Annotated in this window: 17 protein-coding genes; 11 read left to right on the top strand and 6 right to left on the bottom strand. The window is 71.0% G+C overall.

What is annotated here, in order from left to right:
- Positions 1–22 precede the first annotated feature (22 nt).
- From LLS1_RS04100 to LLS1_RS04085, 4 genes are read left to right on the top strand one after another with little or no spacing between them, the layout of a single operon-like run.
- Positions 23–994 (top strand): MoxR family ATPase, encoded by a 972-nt coding sequence (locus LLS1_RS04100; protein WP_226653726.1) that lies wholly within the window; start codon positions 23–25, stop codon positions 992–994.
- A complete protein-coding gene (locus LLS1_RS04095; RefSeq protein ID WP_226653725.1) occupies positions 991–2,334 on the top strand; it encodes a DUF58 domain-containing protein in 1,344 nt (447 codons plus the stop codon). The genes LLS1_RS04100 and LLS1_RS04095 overlap by 4 nt, the downstream gene beginning before the upstream one ends.
- Positions 2,331–4,646 carry a transglutaminase domain-containing protein gene (locus LLS1_RS04090; RefSeq protein ID WP_226653724.1) on the top strand — a complete coding sequence of 772 codons (2,316 nt, stop codon included), beginning with the start codon at positions 2,331–2,333 and terminating at the stop codon, positions 4,644–4,646. The genes LLS1_RS04095 and LLS1_RS04090 overlap by 4 nt, the downstream gene beginning before the upstream one ends.
- Positions 4,643–5,218 (top strand): zinc-ribbon domain-containing protein, encoded by a 576-nt coding sequence (locus LLS1_RS04085; RefSeq protein ID WP_374758233.1) that lies wholly within the window; start codon positions 4,643–4,645, stop codon positions 5,216–5,218. Before LLS1_RS04090 ends, LLS1_RS04085 begins: the two co-directional genes overlap by 4 nt.
- 23 nt (positions 5,219–5,241) lie before the next feature.
- Here the strand turns inward: LLS1_RS04085 and ald are convergent, their stop codons facing one another.
- Entirely contained in the window at positions 5,242–6,357 is a 1,116-nt protein-coding gene (gene ald, locus LLS1_RS04080; protein ID WP_223360834.1) for an alanine dehydrogenase, read from the bottom strand.
- Positions 6,358–6,720: 363 nt separating this feature from the next.
- Between ald and LLS1_RS04075 the strand changes: the two genes are divergently transcribed.
- Genes LLS1_RS04075 through LLS1_RS04060 form a run of 4 tightly spaced genes read left to right on the top strand, consistent with a single transcriptional unit; the run spans position 6,721 to position 10,924 of the window.
- Positions 6,721–7,935 (top strand): PotD/PotF family extracellular solute-binding protein, encoded by a 1,215-nt coding sequence (locus LLS1_RS04075; RefSeq protein WP_226653722.1) that lies wholly within the window; start codon positions 6,721–6,723, stop codon positions 7,933–7,935.
- Positions 7,935–9,134 carry an ABC transporter ATP-binding protein gene (locus LLS1_RS04070; protein WP_226653721.1) on the top strand — a complete coding sequence of 400 codons (1,200 nt, stop codon included), beginning with the start codon at positions 7,935–7,937 and terminating at the stop codon, positions 9,132–9,134. Before LLS1_RS04075 ends, LLS1_RS04070 begins: the two co-directional genes overlap by 1 nt.
- On the top strand, positions 9,135–10,055 hold the full coding sequence (locus LLS1_RS04065; protein ID WP_223360837.1) for an ABC transporter permease: 921 nt from the start codon (positions 9,135–9,137) through the stop codon (positions 10,053–10,055).
- Positions 10,052–10,924 carry an ABC transporter permease gene (locus LLS1_RS04060; protein ID WP_226653720.1) on the top strand — a complete coding sequence of 291 codons (873 nt, stop codon included), beginning with the start codon at positions 10,052–10,054 and terminating at the stop codon, positions 10,922–10,924. The genes LLS1_RS04065 and LLS1_RS04060 overlap by 4 nt, the downstream gene beginning before the upstream one ends.
- A 74-nt stretch (positions 10,925–10,998) precedes the next feature.
- Here the strand turns inward: LLS1_RS04060 and LLS1_RS04055 are convergent, their stop codons facing one another.
- On the bottom strand, positions 10,999–12,006 hold the full coding sequence (locus tag LLS1_RS04055; protein WP_226653719.1) for an asparaginase: 1,008 nt from the start codon (positions 12,004–12,006) through the stop codon (positions 10,999–11,001).
- Positions 12,003–13,358, bottom strand: a complete 1,356-nt coding sequence (gene gabT, locus LLS1_RS04050; RefSeq protein ID WP_226653718.1) for a 4-aminobutyrate--2-oxoglutarate transaminase — start codon at positions 13,356–13,358, stop codon at positions 12,003–12,005. The genes LLS1_RS04055 and gabT overlap by 4 nt, the downstream gene beginning before the upstream one ends.
- A gap of 37 nt (positions 13,359–13,395) precedes the next feature.
- Here gabT and LLS1_RS04045 point away from each other — a divergent pair, with 37 nt between their 5' ends.
- The gene (locus LLS1_RS04045; protein WP_226653717.1) at positions 13,396–13,869 is read left to right on the top strand and encodes an OsmC family protein; all 474 of its coding nucleotides are present in this window, start codon (positions 13,396–13,398) and stop codon (positions 13,867–13,869) included.
- Positions 13,870–13,951: 82 nt separating this feature from the next.
- Here LLS1_RS04045 and LLS1_RS04040 read toward each other — a convergent pair whose 3' ends face one another.
- From LLS1_RS04040 to LLS1_RS04030, 3 genes are all read right to left on the bottom strand, one after another.
- Positions 13,952–14,713 (bottom strand): 1-acyl-sn-glycerol-3-phosphate acyltransferase, encoded by a 762-nt coding sequence (locus LLS1_RS04040; protein WP_226653716.1) that lies wholly within the window; start codon positions 14,711–14,713, stop codon positions 13,952–13,954.
- Between the two features lie 79 nt (positions 14,714–14,792).
- Positions 14,793–15,494: an ABC transporter ATP-binding protein gene (locus LLS1_RS04035; RefSeq protein ID WP_226653715.1), complete on the bottom strand. Its 702-nt coding sequence runs from the start codon at positions 15,492–15,494 to the stop codon at positions 14,793–14,795.
- On the bottom strand, positions 15,491–16,561 hold the full coding sequence (locus LLS1_RS04030; RefSeq protein ID WP_226653714.1) for an ABC transporter permease: 1,071 nt from the start codon (positions 16,559–16,561) through the stop codon (positions 15,491–15,493). The genes LLS1_RS04035 and LLS1_RS04030 overlap by 4 nt, the downstream gene beginning before the upstream one ends.
- A gap of 159 nt (positions 16,562–16,720) precedes the next feature.
- Between LLS1_RS04030 and LLS1_RS04025 the strand changes: the two genes are divergently transcribed.
- A complete protein-coding gene (locus LLS1_RS04025) occupies positions 16,721–17,908 on the top strand; it encodes a sensor histidine kinase (protein WP_226653713.1) in 1,188 nt (395 codons plus the stop codon).
- Positions 17,905–18,531, top strand: a complete 627-nt coding sequence (locus LLS1_RS04020; RefSeq protein ID WP_226653712.1) for a response regulator transcription factor — start codon at positions 17,905–17,907, stop codon at positions 18,529–18,531. The genes LLS1_RS04025 and LLS1_RS04020 overlap by 4 nt, the downstream gene beginning before the upstream one ends.
- Positions 18,532–18,548 lie beyond the last annotated feature (17 nt).

Genomic DNA, 18,548 nt, shown 5'->3' with positions numbered 1-18,548 from the left:
TCCCATCCAGAGAGGCCCGCGCATGACGATGACCCCTGAGCAGGCGACCTGGTTCTCCAGCGTGTTCGACCGCCTCGTGGCGAACATCGACCGCGTCCTGCTGGGCAAGTCTCACGTCATCCGGCTCGCGCTCACCGCGATGCTCAGCGAGGGCCACCTGCTGCTCGAGGACTACCCGGGGACGGGCAAGACGTCCCTCGCCCGGGCGATCGCCGAAAGCGTGCGCGGGTCGACCAACCGCGTCCAGTTCACCCCCGATCTGCTGCCCGGCGACATCACCGGCGTGAACATCTACGACCAGCGCACCGGCGCGTTCGAGTTCCACCGGGGACCCATCTTCGCCAACATCGTCCTCGCCGACGAGATCAACCGTGCGAGTCCGAAGACCCAGTCGGCGCTGCTGGAGGTGATGGAGGAGCAGCAGGTGACGGTGGACGGCGTGCGCCACGCCGTGGGTGCGCCGTTCATGGTCATCGCGACGCAGAACCCGATCGAGCAGGCCGGGACCTACCGGCTGCCGGAGGCACAGCTCGACCGCTTTCTGATGAAGGCGTCCATCGGCTACCCCGATCACGAGGCGACGCTGCGCATCCTCGAAGGGGCGGAGCACCGCGCCCACGAGGTCGTGGTGCCCGAGGTGGTGTCGGCGGCGACCGTTGTCGAGATGGCGACGATGGCGCGCGGCGTGCACGTGGATGCGACGATCAGTGACTACGTGGCACGACTGGTCGACGCGACGCGGTCGGCGGAGGAGATCCGACTCGGGGTCAGCGTCCGCGGCGCGCTCGCCCTGCTGCGGACCGCGAAGACGCTGGCGGCCTCGGCCGGACGCTACTACGTGACACCGGACGACGTGAAGGCGCTGGCCGAGCCCGTCCTCGCCCACCGTCTCGTGCTCGACCCGGAGGCGGAGTTCGAGGGCGTGTCCGCCTCGAGCGTGGTCGGGCAGCTGCTCATCGAGGTGCCGCCTCCCAGCGACCGGGCCACCGTGTGACCGGCACCGTCACCCGTACGCCGGCCGAGCTCACCAACGCCCGGTCCCGTATCGTCGGCGAACGCGAGGGGATGCTGGCGGATGCGATCGTCTGGATCGTCCGCTCGACGGCGACCGGGCGTCAGGCGGTCGCCCGGCTGGCCCGCCGTGCGGGCTCGGTCGTGACCCCGCTGGGGTGGTCGCTGGCGGCGGTCGTGGTCGTCGCGCTGGTGTCGGGCTATGTGCTCGGCTGGAGCGAGGCGGTCGTGGCCGGGTGGACGGTGCTGGCCCTCCTCGTGATCGCGACAGGATACCTCGCCGGACGGATCGCGTTCGATGTCGGGATCTCGCTGCCGTCGAACCGCGTCGTCGTCGGTGACCGCGCCCCGGGCGAGGTCGTGGTTCGCAATCCGGGTCGCCGCCGGCTGTCGGGGGTGCACATCGAGGTCCCGATCGGAGCGGGGCTGGCGGAGTTCGCGTCGCCGGCGCTCGCGGCCGGTGAGGAGCACTCGGACGTGTTCGTGGTGCCCACCGCCCGGCGCGGGATCGTGCCGATCGGACCGGTCCGCACCGTACGCGCCGACCCGCTCGGTCTGCTGCGCCGCGAGGTGGTCCGGGCGGAAGCGCTCGACTTGTTCGTGCATCCCCGCACCGTCGCGATACCGAGCATGAGCACGGGCTTCGTGCGCGATCTGGAGGGCGCTCCGACGCGCGACCTGACGTCGAGCGACATCGCATTCCACGCCCTCCGCGAGTATCAGCCGGGTGACGAGCGCCGCTACATCCACTGGAAGAGCACCGCCAAGACCGGCGACTACATGGTGAGGCAGTTCGAGGAGACGCGCCGCAGTCACCTGCTGGTCGCGCTCAGCCTCGCCGCGGCCGACTACGCCTCGGACGAGGAGTTCGAGCTCGCGGTCGGCGCGACCGGATCGCTGGGGGTCCGCGCCATGCTCGACTCCCGCACGGTGTCCGTCGTGGCGAGCGCGGAGACGCCCGAGTTCGCGAGGCGGATGGTGCTGAGCGCCCGGCACCTGAGCACGGTCAACCGCGGCCGGCTCCTCGACGACCTCGCGGGCGTCGAGACGGCGGCAGCCACCCTCCGGCTCCCCGAGCTCGCCCGGGTGGCGGCGGATGACGCGGGCGGGACCTCGATCGCCTTCCTCGTGGCGGGGTCTCCGCCGACGGCGGCGCAGTTGCGGGCTGCGGCCGCGCACTTCCCGCTGGGGGTGGATGTCGTGGCCATCGTCTGCGACGCCGGCGCCGTCCCCTCCCTCCGCCGCGTCGCCGACCTCACCGTCCTCACCATCGGTTTCCTCGAAGACCTGCAGCGCAGCCTCGCGAAACGGCTCGCGACATGACAGCGCGTGTGCGCGCGAGCAGTGCCGCCGTCGACACCGCGTTCGCGCTGGCGGCCGTCGCTCTCGCGGCCTGGTCGTTCTGGCCGGTGTACCAGTCGGGGCCGTTCGTCGTCCTGCTCATCGCGACGCTGCTGCTCGGCGGGGCGATCGGCGTGCTCGGAGCGGTGTTCCGCTGGCCGAGCATCGTGATCGCGGGCGCGGCGGCGCTGGTCTACCTCGGCGCCGGTGTGCAGCTCGCCGTGCCGACGGCCGCCACCGCGGGGGGCCTCCTGCCGAGCGGCGCGGGCTTCGTCGACCTGATCCGGGCCACCTGGCTCAGCTGGAAGCAGCTCGTGACGATCTCGGTTCCGGTCGGCTCCTACCAGGCGCTCCTCGTCCCGGCCTTCGTCCTGATCCTGCTGGCGGCGGTGGTCACCGTGAGTGTCGCGCTGCGCGCCCGTATTCCCGAGTCGGCGGCCCTCCCTCCCGCCGTGCTGCTGGTGTGCGGCATCGCGCTCGGTTCCGGCACGACCGCGGTCCCGCTCTGGGTCGTACTCGGACTGCTCGCGCTCCTGCTCGTCTGGCTGATCCGGTTCCGGCTCCGGCGGCGATCGGCCGCCTTGCGCGCGCTGGGGCAGCAGAGCGGGCTCTCCATGGAGACGCCGCGGGAGCGCCGGTCGACGGCACTGCTGACCGGGGTGGGCGCTCTCGTCATGCTCCTGGGAGCCTCGGTGGTCGGCATCGCCGCCGCGGCGGTCGTGCCGCCCGCGCCGTCGCGCCAGGTCGTCCGCACGGCGGTGGAGCAGCCCTTCGACCCGCGCGCCTATCCGAGCCCGCTCAGCGCCTTCCGTTCGTACCAGGAGTCCCCGCGCGCCGATGAGCCGATGCTGACCGTCCAGGGGCTGCCCGAGGATGGACGGCTGCGGATCGCCACCCTGGACACGTACGACGGCGTGACCTACTCGGTCGGCAGCGACGGAGTGACGAGCGCGTCCGGTTCGTTCACCCGCGTGCCCTATCGTCTCGACCAATCGCGAGTGCGTGGAGAGGAGCACGCCATCTCGGTCACGGTGCGCGACTACCGGGGTCCGTGGGTGCCGGGCTCCGGACAGCTCCAGCAGATCGACTTCACCGGGACCGGCTCCGCCACCCTGGCCGGAGCCTTCTTCTACAACGACGTGACCGGGACGGGCGCTGTGACGACAGGACTGCGCTCGGGCGACTCGTACACGGCCGACTCGGTCGTGGGGCCGACGCTCACGGCGGCGGCGATCGAGAAGGTGGAGCCCGGATCCGACGTCGTCCCGAAGCCGACCGTGGTGCCGGACGAGTTGACCTCCGTGCTGCAGAAGTACACCGCGGGCGTCTCCGGTGCCGGTCCCAAGCTCGCCGCCGCGCTGCGCGGTCTCGCCGCGGACGGCTACGTCAGCCACGGCGTGGGTCCCGACGAGCCCGCCAGCCGCTCCGGCCACGGCGCCGACCGCATCACCGAACTGCTGACGGACGTCCCGATGCTCGGGGACCAGGAGCAGTACGCCGTCACGGCCGCCCTGATGGCACGGCAGCTCGGGTTCCCCGCCCGCGTCGTGTTCGGCTTCGCCGTTCCCGCGGGCACGGCCTCCTCCGGCACCGTCACGCTGACGGGCGCAGACGTCTCGGCCTGGATCGAGGTCCAGACCACCGAGGGCTGGGTGACGGTCGACCCGACGCCGCCGCTGCGCCCGGTGCCGCCGAAGCAGCCCGACCAGCCGACGGAGATCTCTCGCCCCCAGACGAACGTCCAGCCGCCCGTCGACGAGAGCCCGCAGCGGAACGACGAGCCGCCGCAGGCCCAGGTCGACAGCACCGATCAGCGCCCGCCGGACCCGGTCGTGGAGACCCTCCTCGCCATCCTCGTCGCGGTGGGCTGGACCCTCCTGGTGCTCGCCGTCCTCGCCGCGCCGTTCCTCGCGGTGGTCGCGGCCAAGTGGAGGCGGCGCACGCTGCGGCGATCGGCGCCGACGGCGGTGGACCGGATCGTGGGCGGTTGGCGCGAGTTCGCCGATGCCGCGGTGGACCACGGGTACGAACCTCCGCCGGCCGCCACCCGCGTCGAGTTCGCGCAGACCATCGGAGGCGCCCGGGCTGCGGCGCTCGCGAAGGTCGCGGATCGTGCCGTCTACAGCCCCACCGCACCGACGCCGGCCGAGGCGGATTCCGTCTGGAAGACCGTCGACGAACTGCGCGGCCAGCTCGATCGGCGCGACACGCGCTGGAAGAGGCTGCTCGCGGCCGTGTCGCTGCGCTCCCTCGGATACCGTGGAGGGAGGCGTGAGAGGAGAGACGGGCGATGAACTGTCGGGTATGCGGTGCTGAGCTGAGCGAGGGGACGCTGTTCTGCGGCCGGTGCGGGAGCTCGGTGACCGCGGCGCGTGTCCGCGAGCCCGAGGTCGCCGACCCGCGGCCGTCGGACACCACCATCGTCGAACGTCTCCCGAAGCCGGCGGTCGCCGGCCCATTCGTCGATGAGGACGGCCTGCCGCCGACGGAAGCGGTCGCGGTGCTCCCGCTCGAGGCGGCGTCGCGCATCCCGTCGGCGGCCCACGCGTACACCCTGAGCTTTTCGACCGGGGAGAGCGTCGTGGTGACGGGTTCCGGACTCATCGGCCGCCGGCCCATCACCCAGCCGGGCGAAGAAGTGGACCAGCTGGTCGTCGTCTCAGACCCGGCGCGCAGCGTCTCGAAGACCCACCTCGAGTTCGGGCTCGAAGGCGACGACCTCTGGATCTGCGACCGCTACTCCGGCAACGGGACGGTCGCCCGGCCGCTGGGCTCGGACGCGCGCCAGTGCGAGGCGGGTCGTCGCTATCGCGTCACGCGCGGCACGCGCGTGGAGATCGGCGACCAGTGGTTCGACGTCAGCTGACCCGCCTCGCCCGCTGGATGTAGTCAGACGAGCGCCTCCGCGATCTCGCCCGCCTGGAGGCCGTGCGCCTCGGCGACGCCGGCGTTGACGACCCGCCCAGCGTGCACGTTGAGGCCGAGACCCAGCGAGGCATCGGCGCGGAGAGCGTCCTGCCAGCCGCGGTTCGCGATCGCGCGGGCGTAGGGGAGGGTCGCGTTGGTCAGCGCGTAGGTCGAGGTGTGCGGCACCGCACCCGGCATGTTCGCCACACAGTAAAACAGCGACTGGTGCACCGTGAAGGTCGGGTCGGCGTGCGTGGTCGGGTGGGAGTCGGCGAAGCAGCCGCCCTGGTCGACCGCGATGTCCACGAGCACGCTGCCGGACTTCATGCGCGAGACCAGGTCGTTACTGACCAGCTTCGGAGCCTTCGCGCCCGGCACGAGCACCGAGCCGATGACGAGGTCGGAGGCGATGACCGCCTTCTCGATCTCGAAGCTGTTGGAGGCGATCGTCTTGATGCGGCCGGCGTAGAGCGCGTCGAGCTCGCGGAGCCGGGCGATGTTCGTGTCGAGGACCGTCACCTCGGCGCCGAGGCCGACCGCGACCGAGATGGCATTGGTGCCGGCGACGCCGCCGCCGAGCACGGTGACGACGGCGGGGTGGGTGCCGGGGACGCCGGGGACGAGGAGGCCCGGGCCGCCGTTGGGCTTGAGCATGGTGTTCGCGCCCACGATGGGGGCGAGCCGGCCCGCGACCTCGCTCATCGGCGCGAGAAGCGGAAGGGACCGGTTGGGCAGCTGCACCGTCTCATACGCGATGGCGGTCACACCCGCGTCGATGAGCGCTCGGGTGAGGGCCTCGTCGGCGGCGAGGTGCAGGTAGGTGAAGAGCACGAGGCCGTCGCGGAAGTAGCCGTACTCGGAGGCGATGGGCTCCTTGACCTTGAGGATCAGATCGCCGGCGGCCCAGGTCGCGGCGGCGTCGGGGACGATCGTCGCGCCCGCGCCTGCGTAGAGCTCGTCCGGGATGGAGGAGCCGACGCCCGCCCCGGCCTCGACGAACACCTCGTGCCCGGCGCCGACCAGGTCGTGCACGCCGGCCGGAGTGATCGCCACCCGGAACTCATTGTTCTTGATCTCGCGGGGGATCGCGACCTTCATGGGATTCCTCTCACTTCGACGTGGTGTTCGCTCTCACCATAGTCGTCTCGACGGAGGATTTCGACATAAATCTCGGAGACAGGACGCTGATTCCGTACAGGCATGGCATTCATTGAGTGGATTTCGTCTGTGCGCGGCGACAGTGATGACGTGGGGAGCCGCGGACGACGGTTTCCCGGGCGAATCGACCGGATCGGAACGGATTTCGTAAAGTTTGTGTTTCCGATCCGACGATTCGGCCCCTTTCTGGTGCGGATCGCTGCGTCCTGTGCCAGTATCGACCCCACCGCGACGGCACGCCGATGTGACTCGTCTCAGGCATCGCCCAGTGGTCCGTGTTCGAGCCCCGAAGGAGCACCCGCAGTGAATCCCAGGCCCCTCCCGCAAGACCCGATGATCCGTCAGCTCGTGCAGTCCGCCCGCGCGTCGCAGCTCTCGCGCCGCGGACTCCTCGCCGGGCTCGGCGCCGGCGCCGCCACTCTGGCCCTCGCGGCCTGCTCGACCGGCGGAGCCTCCAGCAAGCCGACCGCGGCGAAGGACCAGTCGTCGTCGGACAAGTCGATGACGTGGGCCAACTGGCAGGCCTACCTCGACCAGGACGAGAACGGCGGGTACCCGACCCTTCAGGCGTTCGAGAAGCAGAGCGGCATCACGGTGAAGTACGACGTCGCCGTCGACGACAACAACACGTACTACGCCAAGGTCAAGGACCAGCTCGCGCTCGGGAAGGACATCGGTGCCGACACCGTCTGCCTCACGGACTGGATGATCGCGCGCTGGATCCGCCTCGGCTACGTGCAGACGTTCGACGAGAGCGCCATCCCGAACAAGAAGAACCTCGTCAGCAACCTGCAGGACATCGACTTCGACCCGGGACGCAAGAAGTCCCTCCCGTGGCAGAGCGGTTTCGCCGGCATCTGCTGGAACAAGGAGAAGCTCCCGCAGGGCCTGAAGTCAGTGGACGACCTGTGGAAGCCGGAGCTCAAGGGCAAGGTCGGCGTCCTCAGCGAGATGCGCGACACCGTCGGCCTGATCCTCCTGCAGCAGGGGGTGGACATCTCCAAGGACTTCTCGGACACGGAGTTCGAGAAGGCGATCGACACGCTCACCACGAAGGTGAGCGACGGCCAGATCCGCAACATCAAGGGCAATTCGTACCTGAACGACCTCAAGAGCGGCGACACGCTGGCCGCGATCTGCTGGTCGGGCGACATCACGCAGCTGAACGCCGAGGCGGGGGACAACTGGGAGTTCGTGCTCCCGGAAGCGGGCGGCACCCTCTGGAGCGACAACTTCGTCATCCCGATCGGGTCGCCCCGCAAGGCCAACGCCGAGAAGCTGATCGACTACTACTACCAGCCGGAGGTCGCCGCCGAGGTGGCCGCGTGGGTCAACTACATCACCCCGGTCGAGGGCGCCAAGGAGGCCGCGGTCGCCATCGACCCCGATCTGGCCGACAACCAGCTGATCTTCCCGGACGCCTCCACGCTGTCGAAGGCGCACATCTTCCGCTCGCTCAGCACGGCGGAGGAGCAGAAGTACCAGGCGGCGTTCCAGAAAGTGATCCTGGGGGCCTGATGCCGAAGGGAGTCTTCGCCGAGTCGGGAGCCGACCTGCGCCTCGCCGGCATCACCAAGCGCTTCCCGGGCTTCACCGCTATCAAGGAGCTCGACCTCACCATTCCTGCCGGGTCGTTCTTCGCCCTCCTGGGACCGAGCGGCTGCGGCAAGACCACGACGCTCCGCCTGGTCGCGGGCCTGGAGGAGCCGACGGCGGGTCAGATCCTGATCGGCGGAAAGGACGTCACCAAGACCAAGCCGTTCCAGCGACCGGTCAACACGGTGTTCCAGAGCTACGCCCTCTTCCCGCACATGACCATCCTCGAGAACGTGGCGTTCGGGCTGCGCCGCCGCAAGATCGGCGACCCGGTCGCGAAGGCGCACGAAGCCCTGCGGCTGGTGGAGCTCGACCACCTCGCCGCGCGTCGGCCCGCGCAGCTCTCGGGAGGTCAGCAGCAGCGTGTCGCCCTGGCCCGCGCCGTGGTCAACCGACCGGCGCTCCTCCTGCTCGACGAACCGCTCGGCGCGCTGGACCTCAAGCTGCGCCGGCAGATGCAGCTGGAGTTGAAGTCCATCCAGACCGAGGTGGGCCTGACGTTCGTTCACGTGACCCACGACCAGGAGGAGGCCATGACCATGGCCGACACCGTCGCCGTGATGAACAAGGGTCGCATCGAGCAGATGGGTGCGCCCGAAGTGCTCTACGAGCTGCCCGCGACGGTCTTCGTCGCCAACTTCCTCGGGCAGTCGAACCTGTTCGTCGGGCGGGTGCAGGAGTCGACGGCCGACACGGTCGGCGTGGAGGTCGGCGGTCATCGCGTGCGCGTCCCGCGCTCGCGGGCCCAGCGGGAGAGCGGCCTGGTCACCGTGGGGGTGCGTCCGGAGAAGCTCACCCTGCACGAGACCCCGGACACCATCCCCTCCGGCGCGAACGCCCTCGGGCCGGGTCGCGTCACGGACGTCTCGTTCAGCGGCGTCAGCACGCAGTATCTGGTCGACATCCCGGGCCTCGGCACGGTGATCGTGTTCGCGCAGAACATGCACGCCGGCCCGGTCGCCGCGCTCGGCGCCACCGCCTGGGTCGCCTGGGACGCGGCGCACACCTTCGTCCTCGGCGACGAGCCGCCGGCCGACGGCCGTTTCGTGGACGACACGGACACGCAGGCGATGGCCGCCCAGGCGCGCGAGCGGATGCTCACGGAGCTGGAGGAGGCGTAGATGGCCCTCGCCGCCTTCACCGGGCCGCCGCCCACCCAGGACGCCGAGCCCGCCGTCCGCCGGCGCAGCGGCATCGCACTCGTGCTGCTGCTGCCGGGCGTGCTGTACCTCGTGCTGTTCTTCCTGACGCCGCTCGTGTCGCTCATCATCACCTCCTTCCAGGCCCCGGTGCCCGACGGCGACATCGGGCAGTACCAGGCCGCGTTCCAGTGGAGCAACTACACGGACGCGATCTCGGAGTACTGGCCGCAGATCATCCGCTCATTCGTCTACGCGCTCATCGCGACGGCGGCGGCGCTGGTGATCAGCTACCCGCTCGCCTACTTCATCGGAGTGAAGATGCGGGGGAGGGCGGTGCTGCAGAATCTCCTGATGACGCTCGTGATCGCCCCCTTCTTCATCAGCTTCCTGCTGCGGACGTTGGCGTGGAAGTCGATCCTGAGTGACGACGCGTGGATCGCGAGTTCGCTGAAGGCCCTCTCGATCCTCCCGCCGGACGCGCACATCACGGGGACGCCGTTCTCGGTCATCTTCGGTCTGACGTACAACTTCATCCCGTTCATGACGCTGCCGCTCTACTCCACGCTGGAGCGTCTCGATGTCCGGCTGCTGGAGGCGGGGCAGGACCTCTACGCGAACGCGTGGACGACGTTCCGGAAGGTGACCGTGCCGCTCTCGATGCCGGGCATCGTCTCGGGCACGCTCCTGACGTTCATCCCGGCGGCGGGCGATTACATCAACGCGTCGCAGGACTTCCTCGGCGCAGCGGACACCTCGATGATGGGCAACGTCATCGAGAGCAACTTCCTCGTGCTGCAGAACTACCCCGCCGCTGCCGCGATGTCGGTCATCCTCATGGCCGTCATCCTCGTCATCGTCGGCGTCTACGTGCGGCGGAGCGGAACGGAGGACCTGCTGTGACGACGACCGCACCGACGGCGCCCGCCGCGGGCGCCTCCACCGCCGGGCAGCGGGGATCCCGCGGGCGTCGGTTCCGCTTCCAGGGCCTCGGGCTCGGAGCGTACGCCTTCCTCGCGCTCGCTTTCCTGCTCATCCCGATCGTGTACACGTTCGTCTTCTCGTTCAACGACGCGATCAAGAACAACATCGCGTGGCGCGGGTTCACCCTCCGCAACTGGACCAACGTGTGCGACGCCGCCGGCATCTGCGACGCGTTCATGGCGAGCATCGTCATCGGTCTCGTCTCGACGGTGATCGCCACGGCGCTCGGGACCATGATCGCGATCGCGCTCATGCGCTACCGGTTCCGGTTCCGGTCGCAGACCAGTCTGCTGCTGTTCCTGCCGATGGCGAGTCCGGAGGTCGTGCTCGGCGCGGGGCTGGCGGCCCAGTTCCTCAGCCTCGGCGTGAACAAGGGCTTCGGCACGATCATCATCGCCCACGTGATGTTCTGCATCAGTTTCGTGGTCGTGACGGTGAAGGCGCGCGTCGCGAGCCTGGACCCGGCGCTGGAGGAGGCGGGGCGCGACCTCTACGGATCGCCCAACGCCGTGTTCTGGCGGATCACCTTCCCACTGCTCCTGCCGGGCATCCTCTCCGCCGCGCTGCTCTCGTTCTCCTTGAGCTTCGATGACTTCATCATCACGAACTTCAACGCGGGCGCGGTGACGACGTTCCCGATGTACATCTACATCGCCGCATCCCGGGGCATCCCGGCCCAGGCGAACGTGATCGCGTCGGCCGTCTTCATCATCACCATCCTGGTGGTGCTGATCTCGCAGCTGAGCGCGGCCGCCCGGGCGCGGCGCCTGGCGCGCTCATCGCAGTAGACGCGGACGCGCCCCCCACAGCCGTTCGGACCCGACAGCGGACGCTGCCGGGCCCGAACAGTGCGTGCGTGAGGTCAGACGTAGGCGGCGCGGATCTCGCCGACCGGCTCGCCGCGGCCGAGGACGGCCAGGTCGAGCTTCGGGGCGAGCGCGTCGACCGCAGCTCGGTCGATCGCTCCGGCGTCCGCCAGGAGGGAGAGCGCCACGACGGTCGCCGCGCGGAGGCTGCCGTCCAGCATCTTGAGTGTGACGGTCGTGCCGTCGGGGGCCGCCATGACCATGACGCCCTCCGCCCCGCCCTTCGCGAAGACGCCGAGCTCGTCGATGACCACGGTGTTCGACCGTCCGGGGCCGTCGATCGCCCAGCCGTCCGCGAGCACGGCGTTCGTGAGGAGCGCGGCGTTGCGGTAGAGCGCGAACGGTGAGCCGTCGGAGGCCGTGGCGATGCGCTGGATTCCGCGCGCGAGGGCCACGAGCGACATGGCGTGCACCGGGGCGCCGCAGCCGTCCACGCCCGTCGCCACGACTTTCTCCCCGGTGAGGCGCTCGATGGTGTCGCGGATGTGGTGCTGCAGCGGGTGCTGCGGGTCGAGGTAGCTCTCGAGCGGCCAGCCGTTGACCCGGCACGCGACGAGCATGGCGGCGTGCTTGCCGGAGCAGTTCATGAACAGGGGCTGCTTCTGCTCGCCGGCGCGGATGGCGTCGTCGCGCGCAGCGGAGTCGAGCGGCCAGTCCGGCGGGCAGAGCAGGGCATCCTCGGTGAGCTGGGCCTGCGCGAGGATGCTGCGCACGACGGAGAGGTGCGCGGGGGTCCCCGCGTGGCTGGCGGTTGCGAGCACGGCCCGCGCGCCCTCCAGCGGCACTCCCGCGCCGAGGATGGCGACGGCCTGGAACGGCTTCATCGTCGAGCGCGGGAAGACCGGCCTCTCCGGGGCCCCGAGTCGACGGGCCACGGCGCCGTCAGGCCCGAGAACGACGGCCGAGCCGACGTGCCGCGACTCGACGAACCCGCTGCGCTCGACCACGGCGAGCTCGACGGCCTCGGCCCCCGAGAAGACGGCGGCGTCCACGACGGGGCTCACAGGGCGGCGAAGGCGTCGTCGATCACGGAGATCGCGTCGGCGATGAGTTCGTCGGACACGGCGAGGCTCGGCAGGAAGCGAAGCACGTTGCCGTAGGTGCCCGCATTGAGCAGGAGCACGCCCTGCTGCGCGGCGTACGCCACGATCTTCGAGACCGCGTCCGCGTTGGGCAGCTTCGTGGTCTGGGCCGTCCCCGGCTGGACGAGTTCGATCGCGATCATCGCGCCGATGCCGCGCACGTCGCCGATGATGTCGTACTTCTCCTGCAGGCCGCGCAGGCCCGCGGTGAGGGAGGCCTCGATGCGGCGCCCCTCGGCGAGGAGGTCGTTCTTCTCGATCTCGTCGAAGACGGCGACGGCAGCGGCAGCGGCGACCGGGTTGCCGCCGAACGTGCCCCCGAGCCCGCCGGGCTGGGCGGAGTCCATGATCTCGGCGCGGCCCGTGACGGCGGCGAGAGGGAGGCCTCCCGCGATGCCCTTGGCGCTGAGCACGAGGTCGGGCACGAGGCCGAAGTGCTCGCTCGCGAAGTACGCGCCGGTGCGCGCCATTCCGCTCTGGATCTCGTCGGCGATGAAGACGACGCCGTTGGCCGTGCACCACTCTTGCAGCGCCGGGAGGTAGCCGTCCGCCGGGACCATGAAGCCGCCCTCGCCCTGGATCGGCTCCGCCACGAGGCAGGCGAGGTCCGACGCGCCGACGACCTTCTCCAGGTAGGCGATGGTGCGGGCCGCGGCCTCCGCGCCGGTCAGACCGTCGTGGTAGGGGTAGGAGTTCGGGGCGTGGTAGACGTCGCCCGCGAACGGGCCGAAGCCGGTGGCGTACGGTGCGGCCTTGTAGTTCATGGCCATCGTGAGGTTGGTGCGGCCGTGGTACGCGTGGTCGAGCACGGCGACGGCGCGGCGGCCGGTGTGCTTGCGGGCGATCTTGACGCCGTTCTCCACGGCCTCCGCGCCGGAGTTGACGAGCACGGTCTTCTTGGCGTGGTCGCCGGGCGTGTGCGCCGCGAGCAGCTCCGCCACCCGCACGTACTCCTCGTACGGCGTGATCGTGAAGAGCGTGTGGATGACATCCTGCAGCTGCTCCGCAGCGGCGGACACGACGGCCGTCTCGGTGTGACCGACCGTGGTGACGCCGATACCCGCGCCGAAGTCGACGAACTGATTGCCGTCGACGTCGACCAGGATGGCGCCGTTGGCGCGGGCGATGTACACAGGCAGCGCAGAGGAGACACCCGTCGGCACCACGGCGAGACGTCGCTCGTGCAGCGCCACGGAGGCGGGGCCGGGCACGGCTGTGACGATGCGGCGTTCCTGCGGAACGGTGAAGACGGGCGCGTTCAGGGTGTCAGTCATGATGCTCCGATTCTAGCCGCGGTGCCAGAATCGAACCATGAGACTCGAGCACAGCTACGCGATCGACCTGCAGTGGACGGGCAACCGGGGGAGCGGCACCAGCGGCTACAAGGACTACGGCCGCGACCACGTGATCAGCGCCGAAGGCAAGCACCCGCTCGAGGGCTCGGCGGACCGTGCGTTCTTCGGAGACCGCGACCGCTGGAACCCGGAGGAGCTGCTGCTCGCCGCGCTGGCCCAGTGCCACATGCTGAGCTATCTCGCGGAGGCCGCCCGAGCGGGCGTCGTGATCGTCGGCTACACGGATGCCGCGACGGGGACGATGGAGCAGACGGCGAACGGGGGAGGACACTTCACCGAGGCGACGCTGCACCCGCGGGTGACGGTCGCGGACCCCGCTCAGCGCGAACTGGCGGCGGCACTGCACAAGCCCGCGTCGGAGAAGTGCTTCATCGCCGCGAGCGTGAACTTCCCGGTGCGCCACGATCCGGAGCTGCTGACCCTGGCCTGAGCGCCGAACTCCGGCACACATTCGTCACGAATCGCGGGAATGCGCGCGGCGGAGGCGACATTCGTCACGAATCTCGTGCGGCTCAGAGGCGCTCGGGGTGCAGGACCCGCTTCACGCGCTCGACCGGGTTGGCCGGCGGCGCCTCGTTGTAGGCGCCGGCGAGCTCCTGCCCGGTGAGGGCGTGGATGGCGGCCATGATCTCGTCGGTCGCCTGACGTCGGGCGCGCCCCGACTCCGGCGGGCCGTAGTGGGCCAGGTCGAGCGGCTCGCCGAAGGCGACGGTGACGCGGCGGACGCGCGGGAACTTTGCTCCGACCGGTTGCATCTCGTCGGTGCCGATGAGTCCGACCGGCACGACCTTGGCGCCGGTGGTGAGGGCCAGCCAGCCGATACCGGTCCGGCCCTTGTAGAGGCGGCCGTCGAGGGAGCGGGTGCCCTCCGGGTAGAGCGCGAACGCGGACCCGGTGTCGATGATCCGTCGGGACTGCTCGAGCGCCTCCTGCGCCGCCTGACCGGCGCCGCGCTTCACACCGACCGCGCCGATGGCGGTGAAGAAGGCGCGGGAGATGCGGCCCTTCACGCCGGTCCCCTCGAAGTAGTGGGACTTCGCCAGGAACTGCACGCGACGCGGCGAGGTGACGGGGATGAGGATCGAGTCGATGAACGACAGGTGGTTGCTCGCCAGGATGACCTTGCCATGCCGCGGGACGTTCTTGCGGCCGACCACCCGGGGCCGGTAGATCAGCTTGGCGATGGGGGCGAGGATCCACCGGCCGACGTAGTAGAGCGCACCGGGCCGCTGCACCGGGGCCTGCCCGTCGTCGGGTTCGTGGATCGTCACCATTCGAGGGTAGTCCGGCGCATATTCCACCGCGAGCATGCGCGCCGCGATCGGGCGGATCGGGGCCGGGACGCCCCGGCCGTCACCCGGCGACGGCCGGCACCTGCTCGAACCGGCCGTCCACGAGCCGCACCACGCGATGCATCCTCGGGAGGTGGACGACGTCGTGGGTCACCAGGAGGGTGGCGGCGTCGCGCTCGGCCGTGAGCCGCAGCAGCAGCTCGATGATCTCGGCGCCGCGCTCCTGATCGAGGGCGCTGGTCGGCTCGTCGACGAGGAGGGCGACCGGCTCGTTCATGAGGGCGCGCGCGATGTTGACCCGCTGGCGTTGGCCTCCCGAGAGCTGGTGCGGACGCTTGTCCCGCAGTGCGCCGAGACCGACGGCGCCGAGCAGGTCGTCCGCTCGCTGCGCAGCGTCGAGGCGGGCGCGGCGGCGCGCGCTTCGACGTCCGCCGAGCTCGGCCATCAGCCTCAGCTGCTCGCGCGCGGTGAGCGCGGGAAGGAGGTTCGACTGCTGGAAGACGATCCCGATGCTCGTCCTCCGGAGCTCGGTCGCCTCCGCCGCGTCGAGCCGGGTGGCGTCGACCTCGCCGACGACGACGGTGCCGGAGTCGGGCCGGATGAGGGTGGAGGCGACGGCGAGCAGACTGGACTTGCCCGACCCGCTCGGTCCGGTGATCCCGGTCACGGTGCCGGGGCGGGCGGTCAGGCTGACGTGGTCGACGGCGGTGACGCGCGTGTCACCGTCGGGGAAGGTGAGGGTGACGTCGTCGAGGCGGATCATCGGTTGCTCCCGAGTGCGGTGAGGGGGTCGGCGGAGGTGACGGACCGGAGCGCGAACGCCGCTCCGGCGAGCCCGAGGACGAGGAGGATCGCGCCCGGGACGAGAGTGGTGAGCGGACTGAGGAGGAAGGGGAGTGCGCCGCCGGCCAGGGCTCCGAGGCCCGCCACCAGTGCGAGGCCGACGCCGATGCCGAGGGCGAGCACGACCAGCGCCTGGCCGAGCGCATCCCGGATCAGCGTGCCGGTGCCGGCGCCGAGGGCCTTGAGCACGGCGATGTCGCCCGCGCGCTGGAGCGTCCACACAGTGAAGAACGCGCCGACGACGAGTCCCGAGATACCGAAGAGCAGGGCGATCATCAGCAGGAGCGAGCCGATCTCCGACCGGAACGAGCTCAGGGCGGTGAGGGAGCCGATGATGCTCTCGGACACGGTGCCGGTCGCCGCGTCGGAGGCGGCCCAGTCGGGGTTCCCCGACACGGCGAGCACGGTGGCGTATGCGTCCGGTGCTCCGGTCGCGGCGGCGGACGACTGCCAATCCGCAAGCGTCATCCGCACGACAGGGGTGTGGCTGTACCAATCGTCTCCGCCGACCTCGGCGACCGTGTAGTCGCGGCCACCGATGCGGAGCCGCTCGCCGACCCTTGCGTCGAGCGCGGCGGCCGCTCCGGTCGAGAGCGTGACCGTTCCGTCCCGATCGGGCGCGGAGGTGGCGCCGTTCGCGGTCTGCCCGAACAGGGCGACCGCGGCCCGCGTGTTCCCCCTCTCGGCCCGCGACTGGCTGATGCCGATCGGCGCGACAGAGCGCACCCCCTCTCGCGCGGACCAGGCCCGCTGCTGGTCCGCCGTGACGGCGGAGTCGGCGAACGTCGCGCCGGAGTCCCCGGAGCCCGGTGCCGAGAACACCAGCCGATCACCGGGGAGCGAGAGCACCGCGGAGACGTTCTGGGTGGCGAGGCCCCCGGTCAGACCGCTCAGAAAGCCGACGAGCAGCGTGATCAGGGCCACGACGGAGCCGATGAGGAGGAAGCGGCCGCGGGCGAAGCGGAGGTCGCGCAGTGCGACGAACATGAGGCGCCTTTCGGACAGGGACGGGGACGTCCTCCAGCCTTCCCGCGGCGCCGCGAACGGACATCGACCGGCAGCACGGCCGTCGGCGACCGCGCGATGGACCGCGCGCTCCATCTTTCGGACGATGCCGCGGGAGCCGCTCCCGCGTAGAGTCGCCGCATGGCCCACACCGCGCTCACCCCGGTCTTCGTGGGCCTGCGCACCGGTCTGCACGTGCTCTTCGTCGTGCTCGACGGCCTCGTGGTGGTGCGCGCCCTCGTCGCGCCGTCCGCGTCGAGCGGTGTGATCGTCGCCGTCGCGCTCGTCCTGGCCGCGACGTATGCGGCGGGCGGCGTGGTCGCGCGCACGGCGCCGAGACGACGCGACGCCGCCGGCCAGCTGTGGCTGACCGTGCTCACCCTCGAATGGGCGCTCCTGCTCTGGTTCAGCACCGAGGCGGCGTACCTCGTCTTCCCGCTGTTCTTCCTCTTCCTGCACCTGCTCGGAGCACGCTGGGGGACCGTCGCCGTCGTGGTGGCGACGGCGGCCGCAGTCTGCGCGCTGGGCGTCCACGGCGGGTGGACCGTCGGCGGTGTCGTCGGACCGCTGGTCGGGGCGGGCGTCGCCCTCCTCATCGGGCTCGGTTACCAGGCGTTGGCGCGGGAGGCCGCCGAGCGCGAGGCGCTGATGCGCGAACTGCTCGACACGCGCGACCAGCTCGCCGCGACCGAGCACGAGTCCGGGGTGCTCGCCGAACGGGCTCGCCTCGCGCGCGAGATCCACGACACGGTGGCGCAGGGGCTCTCGAGCATCCAGCTGCTGCTGCACGCCGCCGAGCGCGCCGACCCCGACGGCGCCGGGGTGGAGCATGTCCTCCTCGCCCGCGAGACCGCGGCGACCGCCCTCGCCGACACCCGGCGCTTCATCCGCGAGCTGGCTCCGCCGGAGCTGGAGGGCCGCGGCCTGGGCGGTGCGCTGCGCCGGCTGGCCGACGGGCAGTGGGCGTCCCAGGGGCTGGACGTCGCCGTGCGGGTCGCGGACGCCGTCCCGCTGCCGATGCACGTGCAGACCGCGCTCTTGCGCATCGCCCAGGGGGCGGTCGCCAATGTCGTGCAGCACGCGCACACGCGGTCGGCGAGGATCGACCTCGTCACGGACGCCGACGGCCTCCGGTTCACGGTGTCGGACGACGGCGCCGGGTTCGACCCGGTGGCGGTCGCCGGCGAGCCGACCGGCATCTCCGACTCGTTCGGGCTGCGCGCGACGCGCGAGCGGGTCCAGCAGCTGGGTGGCACCCTGGTGGTCGATTCGGCACCCGGGCGCGGAACGACTCTCACGGTCCTCCTCGCGAGCGAGGATTCCGCGTGATCCGGCTCGTCGTGGCCGACGACCATCCCATCGTTCGCGCGGGACTGGTCGCCCTCGTCGCCGCCGAGCCCGACCTCGCGGTCGTCGCGGAGGCCGCCACCCCCGACGAGGCGGTGACAGCGGCCGAGCGCGAGAACCCCGATGTCGTGCTGATGGACCTGCAGTTCGGTCCGGGGGCGGAGGGCGGGGGAGCCGACGCGACGCGACGCATCCGGGCGCTGGACGCCGCACCCTACGTGCTGGTGCTGACCAACTACGATTCGGACGCCGACATCCTGGGCGCGGTCGAGGCCGGGGCCAGCGGATACCTACTCAAGGACGCGCCGCCGCACGAGCTGACGGCCGCGATCCGCGCGGCGGCGGCCGGCGAGAGCGCGCTCGCCCCCGTGATCGCGTCCCGCCTCCTGGACCGGCTGCGCGCACCGCGGGTCAGTCTCAGCGCCCGGGAGATCGAGGTGCTGGGCCTGGTGGCCGCGGGCCGGACGAACACCGAGGTGGCCGGTGCGCTGTTCGTGAGCGAGACGACCGTGAAGTCGCACCTGGCGCACATCTTCACCAAGCTCGACGTGACCTCCCGCACCGCCGCCGTCGCCGCCGCCCGCGAGCGCGGCATCCTGCGCTGACCGGGCGTCACCGGCGC

This window comes from Leifsonia sp. LS1, from assembly GCF_020521355.1.
Taxonomy (GTDB): domain Bacteria; phylum Actinomycetota; class Actinomycetes; order Actinomycetales; family Microbacteriaceae; genus Leifsonia.
The sequence above is the reverse complement of the archived record's forward strand: the minus strand, read 5'-3'. Positions and strand labels throughout refer to the sequence as shown.

What these genes read in the sequence shown, in the direction of transcription:
- LLS1_RS04045 (WP_226653717.1), top strand. Translation starts at nt 13,396, where the DNA reads ATGAGACTCGAGCACAGCTACGCGATCGACCTGCAGTGGACGGGCAAC.
- LLS1_RS04025 (WP_226653713.1), top strand. Translation starts at nt 16,721, where the DNA reads ATGGCCCACACCGCGCTCACCCCGGTCTTCGTGGGCCTGCGCACCGGT.
- LLS1_RS04100 (WP_226653726.1), top strand. Translation starts at nt 23, where the DNA reads ATGACGATGACCCCTGAGCAGGCGACCTGGTTCTCCAGCGTGTTCGAC.
- gabT (WP_226653718.1), bottom strand. Translation starts at nt 13,358, where the DNA reads ATGACTGACACCCTGAACGCGCCCGTCTTCACCGTTCCGCAGGAACGC.
- LLS1_RS04085 (WP_374758233.1), top strand. Translation starts at nt 4,643, where the DNA reads ATGAACTGTCGGGTATGCGGTGCTGAGCTGAGCGAGGGGACGCTGTTC.
- ald (WP_223360834.1), bottom strand. Translation starts at nt 6,357, where the DNA reads ATGAAGGTCGCGATCCCCCGCGAGATCAAGAACAATGAGTTCCGGGTG.
- LLS1_RS04035 (WP_226653715.1), bottom strand. Translation starts at nt 15,494, where the DNA reads ATGATCCGCCTCGACGACGTCACCCTCACCTTCCCCGACGGTGACACG.
- LLS1_RS04040 (WP_226653716.1), bottom strand. Translation starts at nt 14,713, where the DNA reads ATGGTGACGATCCACGAACCCGACGACGGGCAGGCCCCGGTGCAGCGG.
- LLS1_RS04090 (WP_226653724.1), top strand. Translation starts at nt 2,331, where the DNA reads ATGACAGCGCGTGTGCGCGCGAGCAGTGCCGCCGTCGACACCGCGTTC.
- LLS1_RS04070 (WP_226653721.1), top strand. Translation starts at nt 7,935, where the DNA reads ATGCCGAAGGGAGTCTTCGCCGAGTCGGGAGCCGACCTGCGCCTCGCC.
- LLS1_RS04030 (WP_226653714.1), bottom strand. Translation starts at nt 16,561, where the DNA reads ATGTTCGTCGCACTGCGCGACCTCCGCTTCGCCCGCGGCCGCTTCCTC.
- LLS1_RS04065 (WP_223360837.1), top strand. Translation starts at nt 9,135, where the DNA reads ATGGCCCTCGCCGCCTTCACCGGGCCGCCGCCCACCCAGGACGCCGAG.